Annotated in this window: 13 protein-coding genes; 3 read left to right on the forward strand and 10 right to left on the reverse strand. The window is 44.6% G+C overall.

The genetic code is table 11. The features are described from left to right. Window positions 1-25: 25 nt before the first annotated feature. Complete coding sequence (locus DPF93_RS03450; protein WP_114764819.1) at window positions 26-544, reverse strand: GNAT family N-acetyltransferase; 519 nt, start codon at window positions 542-544, stop codon at window positions 26-28. Between the two features lie 564 nt (window positions 545-1,108). Here DPF93_RS03450 and DPF93_RS03455 point away from each other — a divergent pair. Then, the gene (locus DPF93_RS03455; protein ID WP_114764820.1) at window positions 1,109-2,476 is read left to right on the forward strand and encodes an NfeD family protein; all 1,368 of its coding nucleotides are present in this window, start codon (window positions 1,109-1,111) and stop codon (window positions 2,474-2,476) included. Between the two features lie 9 nt (window positions 2,477-2,485). After that, on the forward strand, window positions 2,486-3,268 hold the full coding sequence (locus DPF93_RS03460) for a slipin family protein (RefSeq protein WP_114764821.1): 783 nt from the start codon (window positions 2,486-2,488) through the stop codon (window positions 3,266-3,268). A gap of 64 nt (window positions 3,269-3,332) precedes the next feature. Here the strand turns inward: DPF93_RS03460 and DPF93_RS03465 are convergent, their stop codons facing one another. The 8 genes from DPF93_RS03465 to DPF93_RS03500 form a co-directional block, all read right to left on the reverse strand. Beyond that, window positions 3,333-4,328 carry a succinylglutamate desuccinylase/aspartoacylase family protein gene (locus DPF93_RS03465; RefSeq protein WP_114764822.1) on the reverse strand — a complete coding sequence of 332 codons (996 nt, stop codon included), beginning with the start codon at window positions 4,326-4,328 and terminating at the stop codon, window positions 3,333-3,335. A gap of 106 nt (window positions 4,329-4,434) precedes the next feature. Continuing rightward, window positions 4,435-5,967 (reverse strand): putative basic amino acid antiporter YfcC, encoded by a 1,533-nt coding sequence (gene yfcC / locus DPF93_RS03470; RefSeq protein WP_114764823.1) that lies wholly within the window; start codon window positions 5,965-5,967, stop codon window positions 4,435-4,437. Between the two features lie 318 nt (window positions 5,968-6,285). Then, the gene (locus DPF93_RS03475) at window positions 6,286-7,704 is read right to left on the reverse strand and encodes an aspartate kinase (RefSeq protein WP_114764824.1); all 1,419 of its coding nucleotides are present in this window, start codon (window positions 7,702-7,704) and stop codon (window positions 6,286-6,288) included. 156 nt (window positions 7,705-7,860) lie between these two features. Next, the gene (locus DPF93_RS03480; RefSeq protein ID WP_075652342.1) at window positions 7,861-8,247 is read right to left on the reverse strand and encodes an ectoine synthase; all 387 of its coding nucleotides are present in this window, start codon (window positions 8,245-8,247) and stop codon (window positions 7,861-7,863) included. 15 nt (window positions 8,248-8,262) lie between these two features. Beyond that, a complete protein-coding gene (ectB, locus tag DPF93_RS03485; RefSeq protein WP_114764825.1) occupies window positions 8,263-9,531 on the reverse strand; it encodes a diaminobutyrate--2-oxoglutarate transaminase in 1,269 nt (422 codons plus the stop codon). Between the two features lie 34 nt (window positions 9,532-9,565). After that, window positions 9,566-10,099, reverse strand: coding sequence for a diaminobutyrate acetyltransferase (ectA, locus tag DPF93_RS03490; RefSeq protein ID WP_114764826.1), 534 nt, complete (start codon window positions 10,097-10,099; stop codon window positions 9,566-9,568). A gap of 338 nt (window positions 10,100-10,437) precedes the next feature. Next, window positions 10,438-11,763, reverse strand: coding sequence for a branched-chain amino acid transport system II carrier protein (gene brnQ, locus DPF93_RS03495; RefSeq protein WP_114764827.1), 1,326 nt, complete (start codon window positions 11,761-11,763; stop codon window positions 10,438-10,440). 438 nt (window positions 11,764-12,201) lie between these two features. After that, entirely contained in the window at window positions 12,202-13,395 is a 1,194-nt protein-coding gene (locus DPF93_RS03500; RefSeq protein ID WP_114764828.1) for an acetate/propionate family kinase, read from the reverse strand. A gap of 461 nt (window positions 13,396-13,856) precedes the next feature. Between DPF93_RS03500 and cueR the strand changes: the two genes are divergently transcribed. After that, window positions 13,857-14,243, forward strand: coding sequence for a Cu(I)-responsive transcriptional regulator (gene cueR / locus DPF93_RS03505; protein WP_114764829.1), 387 nt, complete (start codon window positions 13,857-13,859; stop codon window positions 14,241-14,243). Between the two features lie 41 nt (window positions 14,244-14,284). Here cueR and DPF93_RS03510 read toward each other — a convergent pair. Beyond that, window positions 14,285-14,492: integrase core domain-containing protein (locus tag DPF93_RS03510; protein WP_164675302.1), on the reverse strand; the 208-nt coding region annotated here is incomplete at its 5' end.

A 14,492-nucleotide genomic window follows, 5' to 3' on the forward strand; every position in this document is an offset into this window, starting at 1 on the left:
AAAAACGCTTCAAAATATTCAGTGCTTAGCGAATATCAATCCAATATCGCGCAATACACTCTGTGAAAAATTCACTTTGAACATATCGTTCGAACTGACCACCATTCGCTTCGATCACTCGGCGAGATGCGATATTTTCCTTATTTGCAGTGACAAGCGCTCTAGCTATACCAAGCCTGCTGATTTCTTCTCGCGCCAAAGATAACATCAGTTTTCCATACCCCTTCCCACGTTTCGAAGGGCAGATGTCATAACCAATATGTCCCGCTTCTAAAGTGAGAAAAGGGTTGTCGATATTATGACGAATACGAATTATGCCAATGATATGTTGCTGCTCATCAGTCAACCAAAAATGACTGCACGGCACGTATCCAGGGCGTAAGTTCACTCCTTGAGCTTCTTGCAACAAACGCTCTACGTAACCATCAAAGTCTTTTAAGCACTCTGCGTAATACTCACCGTTGAGCGGGTCATGAGCAACGTAATCAAAATAGAACGTCTGAAATGCTTGCTCCATTTCAACCCGAGGAGAGATTAGCCACATCCGACAAAACCGTTAACTTAATGTTAATTGGATACATTAACGTTACTTTTGACAACAGGCGACTAGAAAATGGAAATTGTGTGCGCTCAAAAGATAAACAAGACAAATTTGCCCATTTCAAGCGCAGACTTAGAGGGGTTAATTGATACCTAGCAGGCGAGATACCCAAGTAATTTGACCATGTTCGATAAGGTCAAAGATGGTTAAGAATACCGCTGAAATCAGTGCTAATTTAATTAGTCGATTGACAATAAACATGTAGAACCCAATTGATTAAAACCTAAATAAGCATAGCCTTATCCCTGCTCCCAATAAACTATTGAATTGGTTTGTTTAGTAACAGGAAGTATCCACTTCTTTATCAGCAGAAACGTTGGGCAAGCAGCCACATCATACTCTTTTTTACTCATCTGAGCGCATTTATCTATCCTCCATAAACTAATTTATCATCCATCCGTAACTATAATTAGAAGAACAAGTCTTGAACAACGTGCAGTGGCGTAAATTAGAGTGGGATCTGTAGCAGTATCGTCTGCGGCTGATTGAGCTCTCAATGGAGGCTGTATGATACGAACTTGGCTACTCAGTCTAACTTTGTTTTTCTCAAGCGTAACTTACGCACAAACCGTTTGGATTGTTCCGGTTCAAGGAGCAATAGGACCCGCGACAAGCGACTACATCAGTCGAGAAATCGAACTGGCTCAAACCTCTGGTGTCAGTCTCGTGATTTTAAAAATGGATACGCCTGGCGGTTTAGACAGCGCGATGCGTGACATTATTCGCGCCATCACAACCTCCAGTGTTCCGGTTGCCACCTGGGTTGGACCCTCTGGTGCTCGGGCGGCAAGCGCTGGGACTTACATTCTACTGGCTAGTCATGTTGCCTCAATGGCAAAAGCAACCAATCTAGGCGCATCAACACCTGTACAGATCGGTGGCGCAAGTCCCGCTAAACCAAGTGATGACGCCTCAGACGATGATACGGCTGACTCCGCTTCTCCAAGTAAAAACCAAGACCAGGTACCAGCCGAAACTGCGATGGAGAAAAAAGTCATTAATGATGCCAAAGCCTACATCAAAGGATTAGCAAAGCTACATGGTCGTAACGCGGAATGGGCAGAAAAGTCTGTGACTGAAGCGGCGAGTTTAGATGCCGAAGAAGCATTAGCGCTTAACGTCATTGATTACATTGCCGCCTCACCCAAAGAGCTGGTTAACCTTGCCAATGGTCGCACTGTCACGGTTAATAGCTTAGAACTTACTCTAAATTTTGATAATCCCAGCTTTGAGCTTCGGCAACCCGACTGGCGCGCTGCACTGCTGGCTGTCATCACCAATCCAAACGTTGCGTATATCCTAATGCTGATTGGTATTTATGGGCTTTTGCTAGAATTCTACAACCCCGGAATTGGTTTGCCCGGCGTATTGGGCGGGATCTGTTTGCTACTGGCGATGTACGCACTGCAAATGATGCCTGTGAACTATGCAGGGCTTGGGTTGCTGCTGCTTGGGATGGCTTTAATAGTTGCGGAGGGGTTCAGCCCAAGCTTTGGCATTCTCGGGCTTGGTGGAATCGTCGCATTTGTTTTAGGCTCGATCTTTCTTATGGATAGTGACATCCCCGGCTTTCAAGTCGCCCTACCTCTAATTTTTGGTGTCGCTGCCGTTTCTGCCACTATCATTCTGTTAACTATCGCCCTGCTGCTAAGGATACGCAAAAAAGGCGTTACAACGGGCGTTGAAACCATGGCTGGTCAACTCGCCATCGTGACCGATTCATTCATCGACGGAAAAGGTCGTGTACAGCTTAACGGCGCACTTTGGAGCGCGCTCTACGAGGGAGAAGAGCCCTTACAAACTGGCGATAAAGTCGAAGTGACTCAAATTGAAGGGTTAACCTTAACCGTGAAAAAACAACACGCTAAAAATTAGGAGGCGCTTATGATGCTCTATACCACAGCGGTTGTACTTGTACTATTACTCGCATTGGCGACGCAAGTATTCAAAGTTTTACGTGAGTATGAACGTGGCGTCGTGTTCTTTCTTGGACGATTCCAGGAGGTCAAAGGACCGGGGCTTATTATCTTGATCCCTTTTATTCAACAAATGGTTCGTGTCGATCTGCGTACCGTGGTACTGGATGTGCCAACCCAAGACTTAATTACCCGTGACAATGTCTCAGTCAGAGTTAATGCGGTGGTCTATTTCCGCGTTGTTGACCCACAAATGGCAATCAACAACATTGAAAGCTATAGCGATGCCACCAGCCAATTGGCGCAAACGACTTTACGCTCGGTATTGGGACAACACGAACTTGACGAACTGCTTTCTGAGCGAGAGCGACTCAACAAAGATTTGCAAGTGATCTTAGATCAACAAACCGATGATTGGGGGATCAAGATTGCCACCGTTGAAGTAAAGCATGTTGATCTCAACGATAGTATGGTGAGAGCTCTGGCAAGACAAGCGGAAGCCGAACGAAACCGCCGCGCGAAAGTGATCCACGCAACGGGTGAGTTGGAAGCATCGAGCAAACTGAAAGAAGCCGCCGAAATGCTTAACGAAGCACCCAATGCGCTCCAACTTCGCTATATGCAGACACTGACGGAAATCGCCAATGAAAAAACCTCAACCATTGTTTTTCCAATGCCGATGAACTTGGTTGAGACCTTATCAACATTGGCAAAGACCGCTGAGAACGTTAAATCAAACGAAGACAAATAGAGCAAAGGTCTAAGCATGGCTTAGACCTTTGAGAATTTAGCTTCGAGTTCTGAGAAGCGAAATTTTAGCGGATCAAGCGTACCACCAAAGAACCCGGAGCGCGAATTGACTCAATATTGTGACTCAGAACCGTGCCTGCACTTGGTGCGTAGTAACGCTTCAGTTCATCACCAAAGTTATCGTATTGGATGGCAACCAATTGGTCTTGCTCTACTTTATCCATCATCGCAACTTGTGGGATAACAAAACCACCGATTTCCGCACGAATGCTCGTGATATCCTGTCCCTCTAGGCATGGAACAACCGCTTCCACTTCACCTTGAAGCAACTCATGACGTTTAAGCACGTTAAAGATACCATTCACGGTACGCTCAATCAGATCCAATTCGGTGTAGCGACCCATACCCACTTCAATCGTAATGCTTGGGATACCGCTGGTGTTCCATACTGTCTCAAGTACACCGGCGTCGCCTGGATCATTTAAGATAGCGTCTGGATTAATCAAACGCGCCATCTCAATTGCCTGTTCTAAACGAAAATCCGCAAACACATACAATGGGTATACTGTACCACTGGTTTGGGTATGCAGATCTATCGCCAAGTCCGCATTCGATTTTAGCAAGTTGTGCCACAATGCATGGATAAAACGATTTGCCTCATTGCCGTTTGCATCACCTGGGAAGAAGCGGTTTAAGTTGCAAGGAGACGCATCTGGATCTGCCGAGAAGAAATCACGGCTATGGTTTAGCATACCCGTCAGGTTGATCATCGGCACAATCGTCACCGTACCTGCGAGCTCTTTACCAACCAATTCACGCGCCGTCTTTTGCGCGGCTAATACGCCATTGTATTCATCACCATGAACACCCGCAGTGATCATGATTTTTTTGCCCGGCTTTTCGCCCTTGAATACCATTACTGGTAAATGCTGCCATTGAGAAAGTGCATCCGAGGCAATACGGAACATGAACTTATGCTCACCTGCAGCCAAATCTGCCACATCTAAAGAGTGAATAACGCGGTGACCTTGAATCACATCGTCTAAGTATTGTGTCGCCATTAAAATGGTCTCTCCAAAATCTTTGTTTGCCTATCAACTGAGGCAGACAATAAAAAATGGCGAGATAAATATCTCGCCATCGAATCATCAAACTCGCTAGGGTTTATTATGAGAAGCCCATTAGCTGAGCAACTACTACAACTACGCTCGAAATTGCGAACAATAGTAGCATAAAGCGCCAGCAGAATTTCGCCCAGTCACCCCAATCGATACGACATACACCAAGTGTTGCCATTAGAGGCGCTGAAGTTGGTACGATTACGTTAGTGAAACCGTCACCCAGTTGGAATGCCAATACCGCTACTTGACGAGTCACGCCTGCGATATCAGACAACGGCGATAGTAGTGGCATTGTTAGTGCTGCTTGACCAGAACCTGAGGTTACAAAGAAGTTGAACACTGACTGGAAAACGTACATTAGCCATGCCGATGCTACTGCTGGCAAACCGCTTAGCATGCTACCAGCACCGTTTAGGATTGAGTTCAGTACACTTGGCTCTTCTGAAGAGCCGCCACCTAGCAGCAGTAGTACACCTTTCGCACAACCCACTAGTAGTGCTGGTGCTAGCATGATGCTGGCACCTTCTTTAAACGCTGCCGCAGCTTCGTTTAGTGTCATACCGTTCAAGCGGAAAATCGTACCAATAATCGCGACTACAAAGCCCATAGTGAAGAATTGCGATGCGATCTCTGGAATGTACCAAGCGTGCATTACTACGCCCCATACCACCCATGCAGTCGAAGCTACTACGGTTAGAAGCACTAGCGTATCGCCAATGTTCCAACGAGACTCAGCAACCGATGCTTCTTGTTGGTGGAAGTACGCGTCAGTACGACGGCTGTATGATAGCTCTGGGTTTGCTTTGATGCGCGCTGCGTATGCCATAGTGAAAGCGATACCGACAAGCGTAAAGCCAGCCCATAGACCCATACGCACGGTCATACCAGAAAGAACTGGAATACCCGCGATACCTTGAGCAATAGCCACTGAGAACGGGTTCATCCAAGACGTCGCAAAACCAATTTGTGTTGCGATGTAAGTTACCATTACAGTTGTAATACCGTCGTAACCAAGACGAACCATTAGTGGAGCGATGATAATCGCGAAGGCAACCGCTTCTTCACCCATACCAAATACTGCACCACCAAGTGAGAACAGTAGGAAAAGTACAGGGATAAATAGTGATTCATTACCTTTGGTTTTATCAATCAGACGCAGGATACCGTTGTCGATAGTACCAGTGCGCATTACCACACCAAATGCACCCCCGATCACCAGCATAAACATGATTACGCCGATTGCACTGCCCCATTTCGAGCCTGAAGTTAGACCTTCAAATGGGAAGTTCATTAGACCAATGCCACCGCCTGAAGCAAATAGGCTTACTGTGTTGTAAACCAGTTCACCAGCTTCATCAGTCGCATAAGCAAAAGAGTTAGGGTCAATAACTGTACGTGTCTTTTCAGCACCATCGACCATGTATGTCACCTGTTGGCTATCAAAAGAGCCCGCAGGGATTAAGTAAGTAAGAATCGCAGCAAAGATACCAACAAAGAAGATTAAAATTAGGGTATCTGGCATCTGCCAAGATTTCTTCGTTACAGCCGAGTCCGCTGGCTGTGCATGAGTGTGAGACATAACCTTTTTCACGCTTAGTTTTCAGATGCGTGAAATATCGCAAACTACAGAATAAAAAGTCAACAAAATAGTATATATCAGACTATAAATTCATTAAGCGCGCATAAATCGGTGATATATTAAGCATTAATCGTTTTTTATTAGTTAATAGTTTTCATGGATAATTAACGCAGATAACAAATTCATTACCTACCTGTTCTACCTAGGATTTGGGTTGAAAAATCGTGTCGTCAATTCGCATATTTTGCTCTTCATAGCTGCAGAAACGCAAAGAGCCGGACACACCAGCTCTTTGGACTACCCTACTTACGAAAACGTCTATGCCGTTAGCGCTTGCGGCTCATTTTGCGGCAAACAAAATACCTTATGCAGTGCACAAATCGTCTGTTGGTATTCACTGTCTGCTACGACAAATTGAACATTAACATTGCGCATTGAAGAATGAACCGCGATAGGTGTCACGTCATTTTCCATCAGTGACAAGACGCCTTTAGTCAGCGTTTTATTGGTATCAATTTGCGAACCAATCACAGAAATCAACGCCACCATGCGTCCTTTGATTGACGCATTAGGGTAACGCTTCTCTGCGCGATAGAGCACCTTATTAAGTGCTTCTTCATTACCGCCTAAATAATAGGTAATCGAGTTGGCATTCATCTCTTTACCAATCAGGTTGACTCGCGCCTCAGCAATGATTTGCATTAAATCATAGCTAACGTTGTCCACTTGCCCAACAATAGTTTGATCAAATAGATGCAGCGCAAAAACCTTCTCTTTACCGGCAATGATTTCAATTTTGTCAGTTTCAGGGTTGTAGTCTGATGAAATCGATGTACCTGGATGTTCTGGCTCAAAGGTGTTTTTGATTTGCAGTTGAATCCCGCTTTGGCGTAAGCCTGCCGCTGCATTGGGATGAATCGCTTCCATACCCAAACTGGCAAGTTGATCCGCCACATCAAAATTAGTTTTACCAATCGGCAGCACTTGGTCGGTTCCAACAATACGCGGGTCGGCAGAACTTAAGTGATATTCCTTATGGATAATGGCAAGATCCGCGTTAGTAATTGACGCAATACGGCTAAAAGTCATTTCGCTATAACCTCTATCATAGGTTTTCATCAACCCATCTTTGGTGTAAGCATAACCCGTTACTATCGGTAGCTCTTTAGTTACATCTATTTCTTCAAACGCTTCGGCGATGGTTTCATCAAGGGTAAGCGGTTTTTGGCAATCCCAACCAGACAGGTCGACGAATGTTGCATTGATACCTAACGTCTTTAATTTGAGTGCGCTGTTATAAGCACTATGGACTTCACCAATCGACGACAAAAACTCGCGAATCTGTGGCAAGTAATGACGCAAAGAAAACTGACCATAGCGACAAGTATCGAGAATATTACTGATACAGTTCTTGGCTTCAGCGATGCGAGAACGAATGTACTTATCGGCGCGCATACGACTCATTGGATCAGCAAAGATATTCTCATTAACTAATAACATCTGTCGTTCTACTTGAGCGAGCGCTTCCCCCCAAGTGTCATCGCGTTTGGCAATCAGTTGATACACGCCCGGTTTACCGTTTTTCTTGTTCTCCAGCAGCACATCGGTCATGCCACCGTACGCTGATACCACGAAAACTCGATTGTACGGGTCTTTAGGGCGAAGAATAATATTGTCTAGAACTGCGTCAAACGCAGACATAGATGTACCGCCGATTTTTTCTACGGTATAAGTCATGGACTGTCCTTAGTCGAATTATTAAATTGGATCACGTAATTAAACTGGTTAAGCAAATTGATTAAGTGATTCAACGCCTGAGTAAAAACAAAATTGGGATAAAAACGGTGAGGCTTAATTGCCTCACCGTTTAAGACAAACATAGCTTTTGATTCATTAGTCAATCAAAGGGTATACACCATTTTCGTCGTGAGTCTCTGCACCTGTGATTGGTGGATTAAATACACATGCCATCACCATTGGCGTATCTTTGTAAGCTCGCAGATAGTGTTCGTCATGCTTATCCAGAATATAGAGCGTACCTGGTTTAATCGGGTAAGTTTCACCGCCCACCACTTCAATTTCGCCTTCCCCACTCATGCAGTAAACCGACTCCAAGTGGTTTTGATAGTGAATATGGGTTTCAGTATTCTCAAAGATAGTCGTGATATGGAACGAAAAACCCATCTTGTCATCTTTAAGCAGCATACGAACACTTTCCCACGTTTCTGATGCTACGCGACGTTCGCTATTACGGCATTCCTCTAGCGTTCTAACAATCATGATTATTTCCTATTTTTAAGATGCTTTTTTGAAGTGTTTCTGCGCAATGGACTCAACGGCTTGCTCGAAAATAGCGAGACCTTGTCCAAGTTCAGACTCAGTGATGGTTAGCGGGCAGAAAAATTTCACCACTTCATCATTGGGACCTGCGGTTTCGATGATCATACCGTTAGCAAAACAGGCTTTGGCAATATCGCCAGCAAGAGCGCCATTTTGACATTCAATGCCAATCATCATTCCACGCCCTTTCTGTTGCACAAACAGTTCAGGGAAGCGCTTTAGTTGCTTTTCAATCACCTCTGTAACCTGTTGTGAACTGAGAGCAATGTGCTTTTCTAGCGCGTCATCTGACCAATATAGCTCTAACGCTTTTGCAGCTGTTACGAAGGCGTGGTTATTGCCACGGAAAGTACCGTTGTGTTCACCCGGTTTCCAAATATCTAACTCAGGTTTAAGCAGCACAACTGCCATCGGCAAACCATAGCCACCAATTGATTTTGACAAGGTGACAATATCTGGCTGGATACCCGCAGGTTCAAAACTAAAGAAGGTACCTGTGCGACCGCACCCCGCTTGAATATCATCGACAATCAGCAAGATATCGTTAGCCTTACAGATCTTGCTTAGACGTTGAAGCCATGCATTAGAAGCGACATTAAGTCCCCCCTCGCCTTGCACCGTTTCCAAAAGTACTGCCGCTGGCTTATCCATGCCCGCTGAATTATCGTTAAGCATGGTTTCAAACAAAGCTAAGCCATCCACACCTGCATATCCTTCAAAAGGAATGCGTGTAATACCTGACAAGCTACCTTGTGGCGCGCCCTGACGGTGGTGCTGATTACCGGTGGCGGCAAGAGCACCTGCCGTACAGCCGTGGAAACCATTAGTAAAGGCAACTACGCTACTGCGCCCTTTGGCTTTTTTAGCCAGCTTTAATGCTGCCTCTACTGCGTTGGTGCCAGTCGGTCCAGTAAACTGCACTTTATAGTCTAGGTTTCTTGGCTCAAGAATGACGTTTTTCAGCACTTGTAGGAAATTAGCTTTCGCCTCAGAGTGCATATCCAAGCCATGAGTAATGCCATCCGCCAAAATATATTCAACTAGCGCTTGTTTTAGCTCTGGATTGTTGTGACCGTAATTTAAAGAACCTGCTCCGGCAAGAAAATCCAAGTAACGCTCGCCGTTTTCCGTCTCTAACCAACTACCTTGTGCTTTGGTGAAAACCACGGGAAAACTGTTCGAGTACGAACGAACCTTAGATTCTTGCTTGTTAAAAATGTCCATAATAAGACCGTATCTTTCCTAGTTAAAATTGAAGTTATTTGGTGGGAATGCGATAGAGGTATTCAGTGTCGTGCTTACCTTTAAAGTGGGCTTGTTCGTCTAAGAAAATTGACACATTTCCTCGTCCACCTTGGCTGGCATCGAACTTTTCAAATAACGCCCAAGAAGCCTTGTTTGGCTTAGTAATGGTGGTTTCTATCGCTTTAATATTCTCTAAACCATCTCTGGCTAGCAGAGCGTTTAACATGCGGGATGCGAGACCTTTGCCTCGAAAATCTGGAGAGACAGCTACTTGCCAGACAAAAAGAACATCTTGCTGATCTGGCTTACGGTAAGCAGAGATGAAACCGCCAACACGGTTGTCTTGCTCAACCAAAATACAGGTATTGCTGAAGTGTGTAGCTTGTAAGAAGTTGCAGTATGAAGAATTGGTGTCTAAAGGCGGACAAGCCGCAATCAAACTAAAAATACTATCTCCATCGGTGACGTTAGGTTCACGAAATATCAATTGTTTACTTGGTTTAGCTTTCGCATCCGGCGAATCTAACCAAGGATCCATTGTAATCATGTTAGAAACTTTCCTTAGAGCTCTAATCAAAATTCCTTTTTATTATGCGCACCAAAGGGAGTCGAAAATCAAATCTTTGCTCGAATAAGGGGCATTTATGAGATATTGATCGCATATTTTTAGTGAAAACTATTTTGAACTCTAACTTAAACGCACAGCAAAGAGGCATTTTGAACAGAATGTTTAGGTAAGTGAATTACGAGATAAGTGCGATGAGAATCGTTTTCATCCGCTGTAATTGTATTGAGCTCTAATATCAACAGCGAACGTTTTTAAACAGAATAAAACGCCCCCAGCAAGAGGTTCTTCATGCCGGGGAACGATACTAGTGAGACGCTCTAACGACCCGATTTAACCGCTAAATCAAGCTCACTATCTGGAGTTGTCGTGTGACGCATTAGTCGCCACTTAGACACCACAATGATCAAGGCTACAGGCATAAACCAGCTCGCATGTGCACTAAATAGCGGCAGATATTGATTGAGTAGCGATGCCAAGGTCTCTGGTAGCATATCTAGTATGCTAAGCGCATCGATAGAACCCAATAGTAAACTGATCGCCACTACCATTACGTAGGAGAGCCAATTCTCTCGGTTGGTTGGGATCACTAGTGCCGTAAGAACCAGTGCGATAGCAACTGGGCACAAGATCAAGATCGCAGGTAAACTCACCACCAAGATTTGGTTTAAACCAAAGTTCGCGATCACACCGGTAAGTACCACAACAATCACCGCCGTTAGTGAGAACGGTGAGTTAAAAGTTTGCTGATAGTACTCGGCGCAAGCATTCGTCAAACCAACGGTAGTAGTTAAGCATGCCATGATGATGATGCCCGCAAGTAACACTAAACCAAATGTACCAAATACTTCTGCCGCGTAACGAGTTAGAAGCTCACCACCATTGCTCACACCCTCTGCAATGCTTGCCGATGTTGCACCAACGTAAGCCATCGCAAGGTAGCAACCTGACATCAATAGTGCGTAAACCAAGGTTACTTTTAACGTCACTTTAAAAATCGATTTTGAAGTCACATGACCTTTGTCGGTGATGGCTTTGATGATCACCCAACCAAAACCAACCGCAGCGATCGCATCCATGGTCATATAACCTTGAATTAAGCCACTGGTGAGTGCTTGTTGCTGATAGTCCATCGTCGGCGTACTCAGCTCGCCTAACGGCATCACTAACGCCGCTAGAGCCAGCGCCGCCAGCATCAATACCAACATTGGTGTCATAAATTTGCCGATGTAGTCAACCAACTTGCCACGCTGTAGTGCCAATACCAATGTCAGGGCAACAAAGATGAATGAGAACAGCGCTAGATAATCACCAGAAACAAATGGCTTAATACCCATTTCGTAGGCAACAGTTACCGCTCTCGGCATCGCAAAAGCAGGACCGACAGCCGTAAATAGCAGCACCCAAAAGCCTGTCGCAACCGGTTTAGGTAACGCTTGGGTAAGTTGAGCACTATCGCTCAAACGACCAAAGACAATTAGGGTAAGCGCAGGTAATCCCACCGCAGTGATCAGAAACCCTGCCATCGCTGGCAAATACTGCGTGCCCGCTTCTAAACCTAAGAAAGGTGGAAAAATGATGTTCCCCGCGCCAAGAAACATGGCAAATGTCATCAAACCTATCGCTAACGAACTTTGATTTTTCAATGTACAGTCCTCGTACGATTAGACATTACTCTAATCTTTTTTGTAATGGACCGTCAGCTGGCTGGGGGGAAAATAAGGGTATTAACGATGTGGAATCTCTCCGTCAGCCTGGCTGACGGGAAATTGCCGCCAGCCTAGTTAATAATGACTAGAATGACGACTGAAACAGTTGATGTTAGACGTGACAAAGCACAACGCGTTGCTCGGCGAAAAGCAGCAGTGTGATGTGCTGATAATGAAGGCATGGATATGTCCTAGTGATATGTTACGTCTACCGAACCAATATAGAGTCAATAATTTACAAAGTAAACCACCTACAGACAAAAAAGTTACATTTTATTTCTCTAGCAGTTTTACCCTCTGGAACCTTACCTAAAAAAGAAAAGCCCTTTCCAAACGGAAAGGGCTTCGACTTATTTCCCAAAAATGAGTAGATTTTTATAGCAGTTCTACTGACTGCTGAGCGATAACGAACTCTTCGTTAGTCGGAATAACTACAGCAATGGCATTTAGCATGTCAGATTTTGCAATTACACCTGCGTTACCAAAGCGAGCGTCTTCGTTGCCCTTTTCATCTTCAACGAAACCTAGAAGCTTAAGGTTCTTCAAGATTTCGCGACGAATTGGTAGAGAGTTCTCACCGATACCACCAGTAAAGATCACAGCGTCAAGCTTGCTTAGTGGGATCAAGTAAGAACCGATGTATTTAGCTACGCGGTAAGTAAACACTTCAAATGCTAGTTTTGCACCTTCGTGACCATTTTCCATCGCTTCTAGTACACCACGTGCATCTGAAGTTAGACCAGACACACCTAGGAAGCCTGATTTCTTATTCAGTGCTTCAAATACTTGCTCTTGGCTCCAGCCTTTCTTCAGTAGGAACTCGATGATACCTGGGTCAAGGTCACCACAACGTGTGCCCATCATTAGACCAGATAGCGGAGTAAAGCCCATTGAAGTATCTACTGACTCACCGTTTTCGATTGCACATACAGATGCACCGTTACCTAGGTGAACAGAGATGAAGCTTGATTCTTCCACTGGCTTACCAACCATCTTCGCAGCTTCACGGCTCACGTAGTAGTGGCTAGTACCGTGGAAACCGTAACGACGAATGCCGTAATCAGTGTAAAGCTCATTTGAGATAGCGCCAGTGAACGCTTTCTTAGGCATAGATTGGTGGAATGCTGTGTCGAAAACAGCAAACTGTGGCAAGCTTGGGAAAGCTACCATAGCTGCTTGAATACCTTTCGCGCCTGCAGGGTTGTGGAGCGGAGCTAGGTCTGAAAGGCTTTCGATTTCCGCCAGTACTTTCTCGTCGATACGAACGGTAGAAGTAAACTTCTCGCCGCCGTGAACGATACGGTGACCCACAGCAACCAAATCTTTTGTGAATCCAAGAGATTCAATTAGGTCCACAATGCGGTTAATCGCATGTTGGTGATGATTGTCGGCAGCAGTAATCGCCTCTTCGGTTTTCTCACCATTGTATTTCCAGCTAATGACGGCTTCCGGTAATCCAAAGCACTCACCTAAACCGCTAACAATCGCGTCGCCAGTTTGCGAATCGATTACTGCAAATTTTAGTGAAGAACTACCTGAGTTAATCACCAATACAAACGAATTAGACATGTGGTACGTATCCTGTTTCATACTTATTATCGAAGCTTTACGCTCCATTGTGTATTGAGTTTAATTATTCAAATTTTTTTTGAATCTTTCAACTTTGTTTTAATTTTTAGACCAAGAGAAACGTTTGTTTGTTGATCTAAAGCAATATTCGATTTTTTTCGCGGACGGAATTTAATCAAAATGGTAACTCTATCAAGATAATGAAGTTTAGTTTTCGCGTTTCTTCCCTTCGCAAACATATTGCCGCTAGCCCCTATAAAACCTTGCTTGTAGCAAAATGACCACCTGCCCTAAATATCGAACGATGTTTTGTTTACTCCAATTTAGACAAAAAAACTAAAACCTCTGTGGCAGATTCTAAAAAATTTTTTAGTCTACATGCTATTGATTCTCTTTCTAGCATAGGCAAAGGCATGATAGAACGTTAGAATTAAGAGAGTTTTTACCCAGAGATTGAACTGATGAACATTGGTGAAGTTGCCACACTAACCGGGCTATCAAGTAAGTCTATTCGCTTATACGAAGACAAAGGGATCATTACCCCTCCCCACCGTAGCGAGTCTGGCTACCGAGAATACGCAGCGCAGCACCTCCAAGAGCTCAATCTTGTCTCGCGCGCGAAAAACGCAGGGTTCTCTTTGATTGAGTGCAAAGAGTTCGTACAGCTAGCAAGAAACCCAGAGCGTAAAAGCAGCGAAGTCAAAGCCAAAGCACAAGAGAAGCTGCAAGAAGTTGAACTAAAAATCCGACAACTTAAAGAGATTGAGCATCAGCTCAAGCAGTGGATTGCAGCATGTCCAGGTGACTCTAGTAGCTGCTGCCCAATCATCGAAGATCTGACCAAATAGCAGCCTCTTGACCCGTCCTGATATGGGTTGACACTTTTTAGTTAAAACGCTCGGTGTACTTCATCGGGCGTTTTGTATTTTAGCGCTGTATGAGGCCTCATCTGATTATAGATTTCTACTGACTCAGCGACCATTTTTCTTGCTTGAGCTACATCTTTAGGCTTTCGCAAGAGATATTCCATTTTCAAAATGCCGTTCACCCTCTCTGCCAACGCATTCTGGTAGCAGTCATACCCATCCGTCATTGAA

The sequence above is a fragment of the Vibrio rhodolitus genome (genome assembly GCF_003350325.1).
Taxonomy (GTDB): domain Bacteria; phylum Pseudomonadota; class Gammaproteobacteria; order Enterobacterales; family Vibrionaceae; genus Vibrio; species Vibrio rhodolitus.

Coding starts and splice junctions, on each gene's coding strand:
- DPF93_RS03480 (WP_075652342.1), bottom strand. CDS start 8,247: ATGATTGTTAGAACGCTAGAGGAATGCCGTAATAGCGAACGTCGCGTA.
- ectA (WP_114764826.1), bottom strand. CDS start 10,099: ATGATTACAATGGATCCTTGGTTAGATTCGCCGGATGCGAAAGCTAAA.
- DPF93_RS03460 (WP_114764821.1), top strand. CDS start 2,486: ATGATGCTCTATACCACAGCGGTTGTACTTGTACTATTACTCGCATTG.
- DPF93_RS03450 (WP_114764819.1), bottom strand. CDS start 544: ATGTGGCTAATCTCTCCTCGGGTTGAAATGGAGCAAGCATTTCAGACG.
- DPF93_RS03455 (WP_114764820.1), top strand. CDS start 1,109: ATGATACGAACTTGGCTACTCAGTCTAACTTTGTTTTTCTCAAGCGTA.
- cueR (WP_114764829.1), top strand. CDS start 13,857: ATGAACATTGGTGAAGTTGCCACACTAACCGGGCTATCAAGTAAGTCT.
- ectB (WP_114764825.1), bottom strand. CDS start 9,531: ATGGACATTTTTAACAAGCAAGAATCTAAGGTTCGTTCGTACTCGAAC.
- DPF93_RS03475 (WP_114764824.1), bottom strand. CDS start 7,704: ATGACTTATACCGTAGAAAAAATCGGCGGTACATCTATGTCTGCGTTT.
- DPF93_RS03465 (WP_114764822.1), bottom strand. CDS start 4,328: ATGGCGACACAATACTTAGACGATGTGATTCAAGGTCACCGCGTTATT.
- yfcC (WP_114764823.1), bottom strand. CDS start 5,967: ATGTCTCACACTCATGCACAGCCAGCGGACTCGGCTGTAACGAAGAAA.
- DPF93_RS03500 (WP_114764828.1), bottom strand. CDS start 13,395: ATGTCTAATTCGTTTGTATTGGTGATTAACTCAGGTAGTTCTTCACTA.